Raw genomic sequence first — 12,576 nt, forward strand, 5'->3', positions numbered from 1 at the left:
CACCCCGAACGTGGTGTTGGTGGTCCCCGCCTACGGCCACATCCGCCCGCAGTAAGTGCGCCACATCCCCCGGCGCGGAGCAAAAAACAGCCCGGGTTGTTTGTGGCCGCGGGGGCGCGGCGCCGCGCCGATCCATCGCGCGATCGAAGCGGGCGACGCCGAATCGGGCATTACGCTCATGCAAATGGACGCGGGCCTCGACACCGGCGCGATGATCCGCGAGGGCCGCACGGCTATTGGCGCGGACGACACCACCGCCACGCTGCACGACCGCCTCGCGAAAATTGGCGCGGATCTGATCGTCGCGGCTCTCCGCGACCTCGAACGCGACGGCGCGCTGCCATCGACACCGCAGCCTGACGACGGCACGACCTACGCACAGAAGATCGCCAAGAACGAGGCCGCGCTCGACTGGCGGCGTCCGGCGGAAACGCTTGCGCGTCAGGTGCGCGCGTTCGACCCGTTCCCCGGCGCGTTCGGCACGCTCGATGGCGTCGCGATCAAGATCTGGTCCGCGCAGCCGGTGAGCGGCGAATGGCAAGCCGATCCGGGCACCGTCGTGGATGTGTCGGCGGAAGGAATCGTCGTGGCCTGCGGAACGGACGCGCTCAGGCTCACGCAGTTGCAAAAGCCCGGTGGCAAGCGCCTGCCCGTGCGCGAGTTTCTTGCGGGCGCGCCGCTTGCCCGAGGTCAGCGTTTCGCGCTGCTGGAAACCGATCCGGACGCTTGACCCAGACTTGAAGCACGCGCGACGGACATGTAACGCATGCGTCGCGCAGCGCTAAAATCGTGAATCTTCAACACGCGCACGCTTGGAGTTTCCGATGCTCGGCATTACCGGTTTTGCCTTCTTTCTCGTCGCCGTCTTTCTGCTGAATGTCACGCCCGGCCCCGATACCGCCTATATCGTCGGGCGCAGCGTCGCGCAGGGACGCGGCGCGGGAATCGTATCCGCGCTCGGCATCTCGGCGGGCTGCATCGTTCATACGCTCGCGTGCGCATTCGGATTGACGGCGATTCTCGCGGCGTCGGCCACGGCGTTCACCGTCGTCAAGATCGCTGGCGCGATCTACCTGATTTATCTTGGCGTGCGGCTCATTCTCACGAAGCACGACAAGGCCGTAGACGCCCACGCAGCCCGAACCAACGCGCAAGCCGCGCCAAAATCGCTGCATCAATTGTTCGCGCAAGGCTTCGTCACGAACGTGCTGAATCCAAAAGTCGTGCTGTTTTTCGTCTCGTTCTTTCCTCAATTCGTCGCGGCGGACAGCCAGCACAAGACGCTCGCGTTTCTCACACTCGGACTCGTGTTTATCGCCATGAGCACGGTCTGGAACAGCTTCGTTGCGTGGATCGCGGGCAGCGTCACCGAACGTTTTTCGGGCAAACCGGGGATGAAAAAGTGGCTGGATCGCGGTGTGGGCACGGCGTTCGTCGGCCTGGGACTGAAGCTCGCGACGTCACATCGCTGAACGCAACAACCCGATTGAATTTTTCGCGGATGCCCCTATCTAACGATTTGCTTACAATGAGCGTCCTGGCCAGTGTGGCCGGGACCATCGCGCAAATTGCGCACCGTATTAGGGATAGGAGTTCCTGACATGTTCAATTGGGTCAAAACCGCGATGCTGATGGCTGCGATCACGGCCCTCTTCGTCGTGATCGGCGGGATGATCGGCGGGTCGAAGGGCATGATGCTCGCGCTCGTCGTCGCGCTCGGCATGAATTTCTTTTCGTATTGGTTCTCGGACAAGATGGTCCTGCGCATGTACAACGCGCAGGAGGTCGACGAAACCACTGCGCCGCAGTTTTATCGCATGGTGCGCGACCTGGCCACGCGCGCTCAGTTGCCGATGCCGCGTGTCTACCTCATCAACGAAGACGCGCCGAACGCGTTTGCAACCGGTCGCAATCCGGAACACGCGGCCGTCGCGGCGACCACCGGCATCCTGCGCGTGCTGTCCGAGCGCGAAATGCGCGGCGTGATGGCGCACGAACTGGCGCACGTGAAGCATCGCGACATTCTCATCTCGACCATTTCGGCGACGATGGCCGGTGCAATCTCCGCGCTCGCTAACTTCGCCATGTTCTTCGGTGGCCGCGATGACGAAGGGCGCCCGTCGAACCCGATTGCGAGCATCGCGGTGGCTATCCTCGCGCCTATTGCGGGCGCGTTGATCCAGATGGCCATTTCTCGCGCGCGTGAATTCGAGGCGGATCGCGGCGGCGCGGAGATTTCCGGCGATCCACAAGCGCTCGCCAGCGCGCTCGAGAAAATCCACGCGTACGCGTCCGGCGTGCCGTTCCCCACGGCGGAAGCGCACCCGGCTACTGCGCAGATGATGATCATGAATCCGCTGTCGGGCGGCAGCATCGCGAACTGGTTCTCGACGCACCCGGCGACGGAAGAACGCGTCGCGCGCTTGATGGAAATGGCGCGCACCGGGCGCATGTAATCCGGGGCGTCGTCACGACGCGTAACACCGAAGGCCGTTCCAGTCACGCTGGCGCGGCCTTTTTCCTTTTGTGGTGCGGAACGCGCAAGCACCGGGCCACGAAGCCTTGCACGTTACAATCGTCGTTCGAATCGATGTTCACACGAAGTCGCACGACCTTACACATGACCGACAAGCCTTCCCGGCGACTTTCCACCGCGGCGCACTCGGCGCGCGGAGCGACTCATTTGAGCGCGCTGCATCTTGCTCCCGATTCCCTTGCGTTCGCGCTCGACGGCGCGGCGCAGGCGGTCGGCGCCGTGCGCGCGGGATCGGCGTTGCCGGCCGCCTTGCAGACGGTTATCGCCGCGGGCAGGCAGCCGGCGGCACGGGGCGCGATTCAGGACATTGCGTATCGCGCGATGCGCCGTCTCGCACTGGCCGATGCGCTTTTGCATAAGCTCGTCCGCAAGGCGCCGCCGCCGCACGTGGCCAACGTGCTGGTCTGCGCGTTCACGCTGCTCACCGACGACGAAGCGCACGCGGCCTACGCGCCGTTTACCGTCGTCGATCAGGCGGTGACCGCCATCGCCACGCGCCGCGAGTTTGCTTTCGCGAAAGGCCTCGTCAACGCCGTGCTGCGCGGCTTTCTGCGCGAACGCGATGCGCTCGTCGAAGAAGCGCGTGTGAGCGAAGTCGCGCGCTGGAATTACCCGCAATGGTGGATCGACGCCGTGAAGCGCGGTCAGCCGGACGCGTGGCAAGAGATTCTCGATGCGGGCAACGTGCAGGCGCCGCTCACGCTGCGTGTGAACGCGCGTCACGCCACCGTCGATGCCTATCTCGAACGCTTGCGGCAGGAACATATCCAAGCGGAAGCCGCCGGCCTGCACGCGGTGCGCCTTGAAACACCGATGCCGGTCGAGCGTATTCCGGGCTTCGCGGATGGCGTCGTCTCCGTGCAGGACGCGGGCGCGCAACTCGCGGCACAAGCGCTCGACGCGCGTGACGGCATGCGCGTGCTCGACGCGTGCGCCGCGCCTGGCGGCAAGACCGGTCATATCCTCGAACTCGCGAATGTCGAACTCGTCGCGCTGGAAAGCGATGCGACTCGCGCGGGACGTATCGGCGAAAATCTCGCGCGCCTCAAGCTGCACGCCGAGATTTGCGTGGGCGATGCCGGCGATCCTTCGCAATGGTTCGATGGCGCGCCGTTCGATCGCATTCTCGCGGACGTGCCGTGTTCGGCCTCGGGCATCGTGCGGCGTCATCCGGACATCCGCTGGTTGCGGCGGCCCTCGGACATCGCGACGCTCGTCGAAGAACAGCGGCGCATTCTCACGGCGCTCTGGCCGCTCGTCGCCAAGGGTGGCGAGTTGCTCTACGTGACTTGCTCGATCTTTCCCGAAGAAGGCGAAGAGCAGGCCCGCTGGTTTGGAAGCACGCATGAAGATGCGGTACGATTGGACGCGCCGGGCCAGTTGCTGCCGACCAGGGCGCGTGCCGGTGCGGGCGCGGGCGCGGCAAACGGGTCACGGGACAGTACACAAGTGGCCGGCCAGCCATCGAACGGGAACGCGGAAGCTGCATCGAGTTACCGCGCGGACCACGACGGATTCTTCTACGCGCGCTTTCAGAAACGGTGACGATCAAACGCCTTTTTCCGCTTCGGCTCGCGCTCGTCGTCTGGACCGCGCTGACGTTCTGCCTGTATTTCGCGGCAGCGGATTCCGCCTTCGCCGAAACCATTTCCGTGCAGCGGGCTTCGTTGCAGTCGGACAATAACGGCTGGAATCTCGATGCCCATTTCGACTTCGACCTCAACAGCAGCCTCGAAGAAGCCGTGAACCGCAGCGTGCCGCTCTATTTCACCATCGACTTCAACTTGTCCCGGCCGCGCTGGTACTGGTTCGACGAGGAGCCGGTGAATGTTTCGCAGAGCATCCGGCTGTCTTATCAGCCGTTGACCAATGAATATCGCGTGTCGACAGGCGGCCTGCAATTGCGCTTTGCATCGCTCAACGAAGCCATGGCGGTGATCAAGCACGTGACATCGTGGCATGTCTTCGACCGCAATCAGGTGCATCCCGGCGAAACCTATAACGCATCGGTGCGCATGCAACTCGACATCGCGCTGATGCCCAAGCCGTTCCAGATCGACGCGGTGAACAACCGCGACTGGAACCTCTCATCGGACTGGAAGCGTTTTACTTTTACGGCGGCAGAACGTGCGAAATAGATTTCGACGCGGCCGCACGGACATGAAAAGTCTCGTCGTCCGGTTGCTGGTCTCGACAGTGGCGGTCACGGCGGTTCTGCTGCTCGTGATGCTCGCGCTCGCCAGCGCCAATACCGAATTCTTCGACCGCTATTACGGCTGGCTCTACGCGGCGAACGTGGCGATTGCGCTCATCTTCATGCTGATCGTGATCAGCCTCACGGCGATCATCGTGGCGCGCGTGCGGCAGGGCCGCTTCGGCACGCGGCTACTGGCCAAGCTCGCGTTGATCTTCGCGCTGGTCGGCGTGCTGCCGGGCGCGATCATCTACGTCGTGTCGTATCAGTTCGTGTCGCGCAGTATCGAATCATGGTTCGACGTGAACGTCGAGACCGCGCTCACGTCGGGTCTCACGCTCGGGCGCGGCATGTTGCAGACATCGCTCGCCGACTTCAAGGCGCGCGGCCGGCAAATGAGCGATCAGCTTGCTAGCGCGGATCAGTCGAGTCTCACGCTTTCGCTCCTGCGGTTGCGCGATCAATACAACATTCAGGACGCGGTCGTGTTCGAGCGTCCGCGCGATCAGTACAACCGCGAAGATCTGTCCGCGAATAACGGCACGCAGCGCGTGTCGGGATTGCGCACTATCGCGCAGGCCTCGGGCAACTACTATTCGCTGTTGCCGACGAACGAGCCGACCGGCTCGATGCTGAAGGAGGCACAAGATCATCCATATGGCGCGATAGAAGGCGAGATCGACGGCGATCCATCGTCCACCGGGCCGAAAGGCGCGTTGCGATTGCGGGTGATCACGAAGATCCCCGATCCCACGACGACCACGGAGTTTCAGCACGTCGATCGCTTTCTGCAGATCGAGCAGCCGGTGAGCCAGGAACTCGCGCGCAACGCGGATGCCGTGCAGCGCGCGTATCGTGAATATCAGGAAAAGCGGCTGGGGCGCACGGGCTTGCGCAAGATGTATATCGGCACGCTGACGCTCGCGCTCTTTCTCGCCACGTTCATCGCGATGATGCTCGCGCTCGCGCTTGGCAATCAGCTCGCGCGACCGCTGTTCCTGCTCGCGCAAGGCACGAAGGAGGTGGCCGAAGGCGACTACACGCCAAAACGCGAGATCAATTCGCGCGATGAACTCGGCTTTCTCACGCAGTCGTTCAACGCGATGACGCGGCAGCTTTCCGAGGCGCGCGCGGCGGTGGAAAACAACCGCATCGCGCTGGAGCATTCGAAGGCGTATCTGGAAAGCATTCTCGCGAATCTCACGGCGGGCGTGTTCGTGTTCGACCGGCAGTTTCGGCTCACCACTGTCAATCGCGGCGCGGAACGCATCTTCCGGCAGCGGTTTATCGGCTTGCTGAATCAGCCGCTCGATCAGATCGATGCCCTCGGCGAGTTCGGCGCGATGGTCAAGAAAGCCTTCGCCGAACGCGATGCCGCCGCTGTCGGCAGCGGGCATCCCATTGGCGATCGCGGACACTGGCAGCAGCAAGTCGCGGTGACGGTGCCTGGCGAGAACGAGCCGCTCACCTTGCTCGTGCGCGGCACGCAGTTGCTGAGCGCCACCGACGCCGACTCCGACGACGCGGAAACCACCGGCTATGTCGTCGTGTTCGACGATATCTCCGACGTGATTTCCGCGCAGCGTTCCGTGGCTTGGGGCGAAGTGGCGCGGCGCCTCGCGCATGAGATCAAGAATCCGCTCACGCCCATTCAGCTTTCCGCCGAACGTCTGCAAATGAAGCTCGCGGACAAACTCGCCGCGCCGGACGCCGAAGTGCTGAGGCGCGCATCGACGACCATCGTCAATCAGGTGCAGGCGATGAAGCAGATGGTCGACGATTTCCGCGAATACGCGCGCACGCCGCCGGCCGTCCTCGGTAATCTGCAATTGAACGAACTGGTCGCCGAAGTGCTGACCTTGTATGGCATCGAGGAAGGCAAGAGCGCGATCAAGGTGGACCTCACGAAACTGCCGGTAATTCGCGGCGATGCCACGCAGATAAGACAGGTGATTCACAACCTGTTGCAGAACGCGCAGGATGCCGTGGCCGATGTCGCGGAGCCGCGCGTGCTTCTCGAAACGAGAACAGTAGAATATGGCGAGCCTGACGCATCGGGCCATGCGCGTGTCGCGGTACGGCTCACGGTGTCGGACAACGGTTCGGGCTTCCCGGCGCGCATCTTGTCACGCGCTTTCGAGCCGTACGTCACGACGAAAGCAAAGGGCACGGGACTAGGACTTGCAACGGTGAAGAAGATCGTCGACGAGCACGGCGCGCGCATCGACATTCGCAATCGGTCGAAGAACGCGGATGTCATCGAGGGCGCGCAGATATCGATTCTGTTTCTTCAACTCGCGGACGATACCGCCGCTCCCGGCGCGACGACGCGGGGAACGGGCACGGCAGCGAATCACGGAACGACAAAAGCAACAGTGCAGACAAGGGCAGCTTAAATGGCGACCATCCTGGTAGTAGACGATGAAATGGGGATCCGGGAACTGCTCTCCGAGATCCTGAGCGACGAAGGCCACGTGGTGGACGTGGCGGAGAACGCGCAACACGCGCGCGACTACCGCTTGCAGCAGACGCCCGACCTCGTGCTGCTCGACATCTGGATGCCCGACACCGACGGCGTAACGCTGCTGAAGGAGTGGGCCGCGCAGGGCAAGCTCACGATGCCGGTCATCATGATGTCGGGGCACGCGACCATCGACACGGCCGTCGAAGCGACGAAGATCGGCGCGCTCAATTTTCTCGAGAAGCCGATCGCGTTGCAGAAACTGCTGAAGGCGGTCGAGCAGGGTCTGGCGCATGGAAGCGCGGCGCCCGCGGTCGTGTCATCGACCAAGCCGCTGACGAGCGCGGGGGCATCCGGCGTGCCGGTGGCCGCTGCGCTGCCGAGCGCGTCGGCGTTGAACGCCACACCCGGCGACGCGGCTTCGGGCGGGGCATCGCCGAACGCGGGACAGACGGCATCGATCTCGTTCGATATTCCCTTGCGCGACGCCCGCGATGCTTTTGAGCGCGCGTACTTCGAATATCACCTCGCGCGCGAGAACGGCAGCATGACGCGCGTCGCTGAGAAGACGGGGCTCGAACGTACGCACTTGTACCGCAAGCTCAAGCAATTGGGCGTCGATCTTGGAAAGAACAAGAACGACGTTTGACCCGTGGCATCGAGCCGATTGCGTCGAATTGGAGAAAAATTCGGCTCAAGGCTTGAGCCTCGTGCATCACTCTGATATAGTCTCACTTCTCCGATGGCCCGGTAGCTCAGTTGGTAGAGCAGCGGATTGAAAATCCGCGTGTCGATGGTTCGATTCCGTCCCAGGCCACCAGAATTAAGAAGCCCGAGAGTGTCATCACTCTCGGGCTTTTTCTTTTGCGGTCGGGCTTTCGTCAGGCTCGGTATCTGCACGAAACAAGCGAAAAAAGCGGACGGGCGTTTGATTTGCCTGTCCGCTTTTTTTTGCTTCATGCGACCCCGACTGCGAGCCGCTTGCAAGAACATCTTTACTTCGGGTTTGCCGTGACGAAGTTTTTGAATGCCGTGTAAGCCGCCTTCACCGTCTTGCCGTCGTTCTTGATCAGACCGTAAGCACCTTCGCCGCCCGCCGGATCGTCGTACAATTCGTACGTCTGGATAGCCTGGATGTTGTACTTCGTTGCCACCGAGACGAACTGCGCCATCATCTTGTTGCCAACGAGGTACGACGCGATCTGTTGATCCGTGCCCATGTTCGGACGCACGCCGAATTCGTTGATCCAGATCGGCTTGCCCATTGCCTGCAGCGTCGCGAGGATGTCGTGGCAGCCCGTGCCGCCGCATGCGTTCGTGATGTCGCCCTGGTCCGAGTACCAGTGCCATGCGGTGACGTCCCAGCTCACAACCGGGTGACCCGTCGTGCCGTCCGGCTGCGTGCCGGCCGCGAGCATCTGGTCGAAGCCGTAGTGCATCCACGCGCCGCCGCCCATGATGATCTTACCCGCCGTATCCACCGACTTCACGCCGGCGATCATGCCGCGGATCACGCCACGCGCAATCTGGAACTTCTTGTTGTCGAAGTGCTGGGGATAGACGCCATCCACGTTGCCCGTGAGGCAGTCCGCTTCGAGTTCATTGCTGACTTCATAGTACGGATACTTGCTCGCGGCGGCCGTTTGCTGGCCGAGCGCGAAGCCTGCGTTATAAGCATCGGTTTCGCTGTTGAAGTCGATACCCATCAACATCACCGGATACACGGTCACGCCGCCTGCCGCCATCGTCTTCGCAATACCCGCGAGCTTGGTCGCCGCCGCCTGGCTATAGACCTCGTTGCGGTACAGCTTCACGCCGAGATCCTGCAGTTGCGACAGTTGCAGCGCGGGGCTGGAAATGTCGTATGCGCCGCCTTCGTTATTGTGGCCGTTCGCGCCGTAGAAGATCTTGGTGGTGGTCGGCGTGGCGGGCGCCGTGGCCTTCGTGTTCGACACCGTCACGCTGACGTTTTGCACCGAGCGCACGCTGTTCGATGCATTCGCCGCCGTGATCTGCCACGTATGCACGCCGTTGACCTGGCGCGTGGTATCGACGGTCGTCGAGAATGCGCCGCTTGCGGGCACGGCATCGCGCGCTACCTTGTTGCCCGTCGTCATGTCGACGACAGAAACCGTGGTCCATTTCGATCCGGTCGTGCCTTTCACGGTAACGGTGCCGGTCGCGGTTGCGTTGACCGTCGGCGCCGTCACGACGAATGCCGATGTGTTGCGCTTCGAGGCTTCCGCGGTCGATGCGAGGTCGAAGGCGTCGTTGCCGGCTCCGCCGCACGCGGTGAGCAGCACGCTGGCGACGATCGTGGCGGCAATCAGACTTGCCTTGGGAGCGGTGAAGGCGAAACGGGCAGGGTTATGGGTCGAATTCTTCATATTATTAGTTAGCGTTACTAATGATGTGTTGTGCGTCGGCTCAGAAAATGAGTGCGTTGACCAAAGCGCCGGAAATGAATCGGCAAATCGGTTACGGACCTGCGTCCCGCTTAACCCTGCGGATGGGTGCCGGGAGCGAGTTCATTCGGATGCCGAATGAAATTGCCCCGAAGGGTGGGCAGATCAGTCCAACGGCAATGCCGGACGCTGCCAGACAGCCGGACCCGCGCCGGTCGTCCACACGTTTCGAGCGCCTGGAGCGATTGCGGCGTATTACCTAAGGACCGGCACGAAGAAAAAGCCACGCGCTTGCTGCGTTTGAACGTTTGCGCGTTGAATTCGCCTTCAGGCGCGAATTCTGGTAAGGCGGAACTTGTTACTTAACGCAAACCGTCTTTCTAGACGATTACCTAGAATTACGGCTCCTCGGCGCGAACCTTTAAGCTTTTAAAGACAGTTTTGCCGATGTCATTTTGGCCAATAAGTATATATTGCTGAATTCGAGTGTGTCGTACGCAGTTGCGACGGGCAACCGGAAGGTCATCCACGACCGCGTGTGTGGAGAGATGATTTATTCAAGTGACGGCATTTTCATCAAAGACGAATGACCTGAGCCGCGTGGTGGTATGTCTCCAACAACCAGAATTCGGTGCGTATCGCCGGCCTTTACCGATAATCCGTGCTGAATCTTCGAAGCGTTTTGGGTAACTCTTTGCTCGACGCAGCCAGCCTAACGATCGGCAAACAATCGCGCTGCGTGATAAAATCCGCATCGAATTAAGGACTTGCCTGTCCTCGGACCGCAGGTCCTTTTTGTTTTTCGACGTTGTGGCTCACAGGTGCGGCCGGTCAAAAGCGTGCGAATTCTGGCGACGCCTTCGTATATGGGACATAAGAGTCGCCGCACGTGGGGAAAGGGTCGTCGGCCTATACTGAAACGTCGGGGTAAAAAGCATGTCTCTCTTACCGACCGGCGACATGGCCCGCAGGCCAATCTCAAACACGGAGTTTCACGGTGACTCGTACAGACGCTAAGGACAGCGCGCTCGTGCTGTTTTCCGGCGGACAGGACTCGGCCACATGCCTTGCCTGGGCGCTCGAACGCTATAAGACCGTCGAGACGCTGGGTTTCGACTATGGTCAGCGGCATCGCGTCGAACTCGAGTGTCGTGACGGTTTTCGCGCCGCCGTGCTGCGCGATTTTCCGCATTGGGCTGAGCGGCTCGGCGAAGACCACACAATCGATCTATCGGTTCTCGGCGCCATCAGCGATACCGCGATGACACGCGAAATCGAGATTCAGTCGACCGCAAGCGGCCTGCCGAACACCTTCGTGCCCGGACGCAATCTGTTGTTCATGACGATCGCGGCGGCGGTGGCGTATCGGCGCGGATTGAAAGTTCTCGTCGGCGGCATGTGCGAGACGGATTTCTCCGGCTATCCCGATTGCCGTGACGACACCATGAAAGCGCTGCAAGTGGCGCTCAATCTCGGCATGGAGACGCGTTACGCGCTGGAAACGCCGCTGATGTGGCTCGACAAGGCCGACACGTGGCGTCTGGCTGAAACGCTCGGCGGCGACGCGCTCGTCGAATTGATCCGCGTCGAAACGCACACGTGCTATGTAGGCGAGCGCGCCGAGCTACACGATTGGGGCTTCGGCTGCGGCCAATGCCCGGCGTGCAAGCTGCGCAAGCGCGGTTACGAGGCTTACCGCGCGGGCGAGCAAGTCACTATTGCGCCGGTTTGAACTTCAATTGATCACAGAGCAGTCATGACGTACGCAGTGAAGGAAATCTTCTACACGTTGCAAGGCGAGGGCGCGAACGCCGGGCGTCCGGCCGTGTTTTGCCGCTTTGCCGGCTGCAATCTGTGGTCGGGTCGCGAGCAGGATCGCGCTGAAGCCGTCTGCCAGTTCTGCGATACCGACTTCGTCGGCACCGATGGCGAGAACGGCGGCAAATACCGCACGCCCGCCGAACTCGTCGCGATGATCGCCTCGCTCTGGCCCGAAGGCGAGGCGAACAAGTTCGTCGTCTGCACGGGCGGCGAGCCGATGCTGCAAATCGACCAGCCTTTCGTCGATGCCCTTCACGGCGCCGGCTTCGAAATGGCTATCGAAACGAATGGCTCGCTGCCGGTACTCGACAGCATTGACTGGATTTGCGTGAGTCCGAAAGCCGACGCACCGCTCGTCGTGACCAAGGGCCATGAGCTGAAGGTCGTCGTGCCGCAGGACAACCAGCGCCTCGCCGATTACGAAAAGCTCGATTTCGAGTACTTCCTCGTCCAGCCAATGGACGGCCCGTCGCGCGACATCAACACGAAGCTCGCGGTCGACTGGTGCAAGCGGCATCCCAAGTGGCGGCTGTCGATGCAGACGCATAAATATTTGAACATTCCCTGACAGACGGTCCCGCCGACGTGCAGACGATTACCCGAAAACTCGAATTCGATGCGGGCCACCGCATCCCCGATCACCGCAGTCAGTGCCGCAATTTGCACGGGCATCGTTACGTGCTCGAAATCACGCTGCAAGGCGATCTCGTGGATGTCGAAGGCGCGCCCGATCGCGGCATGGTCATGGACTTCGCGGATGTGAAGTCGCTCGCCATGGAGCATCTCGTCAACAAGTGGGATCACGCTTTCATCGTCTACGAAGGCGACGTGAAAGTACGCGATTTCTTGCAGTCGATGGCCGATCACAAGACCGTCGTGTTCGACCGTATTCCGACGGTCGAGAATATGGCGGCGGTCGCGTTCAAGATTCTCGCGGAAGTCTACGACGCGCATTACGGCGTCAATCTCAAGCTCAAGCGCCTTCGCTTGTACGAAACGCCCAATTGTTGGGCCGACGTGGAACACGCCTGACGCATCCGGCGGCGCGGCCCACGCCTGCGTCGCCGTCACGGTATCATCGCTCGTTGAATCGCCCGTCTTCCGCGGCGACACAAACGGAGCGCGAGTAATGCCGTCATTCCTTCCGCCGTTTTTCCGC

General features: G+C 61.7%; 10 protein-coding genes, 1 tRNA gene and 1 pseudogene. 11 read left to right on the forward strand and 1 reads right to left on the reverse strand.

Annotated features, from left to right (window positions below; genetic code table 11):
• From NCT03_RS00360 to NCT03_RS00395, 8 genes and pseudogenes are all read left to right on the forward strand, one after another.
• Positions 1-730 (forward strand): annotated as a pseudogene (locus NCT03_RS00360) (methionyl-tRNA formyltransferase); the annotation flags it as partial.
• 94 nt (positions 731-824) lie between these two features.
• Positions 825-1,472 (forward strand): LysE family translocator, encoded by a 648-nt coding sequence (locus NCT03_RS00365; protein WP_250491647.1) that lies wholly within the window; start codon positions 825-827, stop codon positions 1,470-1,472.
• Positions 1,473-1,601: 129 nt separating this feature from the next.
• Positions 1,602-2,456: a zinc metalloprotease HtpX gene (htpX, locus tag NCT03_RS00370; RefSeq protein WP_244826731.1), complete on the forward strand. Its 855-nt coding sequence runs from the start codon at positions 1,602-1,604 to the stop codon at positions 2,454-2,456.
• Positions 2,457-2,620: 164 nt separating this feature from the next.
• Positions 2,621-4,081 (forward strand): 16S rRNA (cytosine(967)-C(5))-methyltransferase RsmB, encoded by a 1,461-nt coding sequence (gene rsmB, locus NCT03_RS00375; protein ID WP_250491648.1) that lies wholly within the window; start codon positions 2,621-2,623, stop codon positions 4,079-4,081.
• Positions 4,078-4,674 carry a DUF4390 domain-containing protein gene (locus NCT03_RS00380; protein WP_250462564.1) on the forward strand — a complete coding sequence of 199 codons (597 nt, stop codon included), beginning with the start codon at positions 4,078-4,080 and terminating at the stop codon, positions 4,672-4,674. Before rsmB ends, NCT03_RS00380 begins: the two co-directional genes overlap by 4 nt.
• A gap of 22 nt (positions 4,675-4,696) precedes the next feature.
• The gene (locus NCT03_RS00385) at positions 4,697-7,126 is read left to right on the forward strand and encodes a sensor histidine kinase (protein WP_284502940.1); all 2,430 of its coding nucleotides are present in this window, start codon (positions 4,697-4,699) and stop codon (positions 7,124-7,126) included.
• Positions 7,127-7,840 (forward strand): response regulator transcription factor EsaR, encoded by a 714-nt coding sequence (gene esaR / locus NCT03_RS00390; protein ID WP_250462569.1) that lies wholly within the window; start codon positions 7,127-7,129, stop codon positions 7,838-7,840.
• Positions 7,841-7,935: 95 nt separating this feature from the next.
• Positions 7,936-8,011: transfer RNA gene (locus NCT03_RS00395), tRNA-Phe, on the forward strand.
• Between the two features lie 175 nt (positions 8,012-8,186).
• Here the strand turns inward: NCT03_RS00395 and NCT03_RS00400 are convergent.
• Positions 8,187-9,098: a glycoside hydrolase 5 family protein gene (locus NCT03_RS00400; protein WP_250462896.1), complete on the reverse strand. Its 912-nt coding sequence runs from the start codon at positions 9,096-9,098 to the stop codon at positions 8,187-8,189.
• Positions 9,099-10,593: 1,495 nt separating this feature from the next.
• Here NCT03_RS00400 and queC point away from each other — a divergent pair.
• The 3 genes from queC to queD are packed head-to-tail and all read left to right on the forward strand — an operon-like array spanning position 10,594 to position 12,449.
• Positions 10,594-11,328: a 7-cyano-7-deazaguanine synthase QueC gene (gene queC, locus NCT03_RS00405; RefSeq protein ID WP_244826736.1), complete on the forward strand. Its 735-nt coding sequence runs from the start codon at positions 10,594-10,596 to the stop codon at positions 11,326-11,328.
• Positions 11,329-11,352: 24 nt separating this feature from the next.
• Positions 11,353-11,985 carry a 7-carboxy-7-deazaguanine synthase gene (gene queE / locus NCT03_RS00410; RefSeq protein WP_244826737.1) on the forward strand — a complete coding sequence of 211 codons (633 nt, stop codon included), beginning with the start codon at positions 11,353-11,355 and terminating at the stop codon, positions 11,983-11,985.
• Positions 11,986-12,002: 17 nt separating this feature from the next.
• On the forward strand, positions 12,003-12,449 hold the full coding sequence (gene queD, locus NCT03_RS00415; protein ID WP_244826738.1) for a 6-carboxytetrahydropterin synthase QueD: 447 nt from the start codon (positions 12,003-12,005) through the stop codon (positions 12,447-12,449).
• Positions 12,450-12,576: the final 127 nt, after the last annotated feature.

This window comes from Caballeronia sp. GAWG1-1 (assembly GCF_023631465.1).
Classification (GTDB): domain Bacteria; phylum Pseudomonadota; class Gammaproteobacteria; order Burkholderiales; family Burkholderiaceae; genus Caballeronia.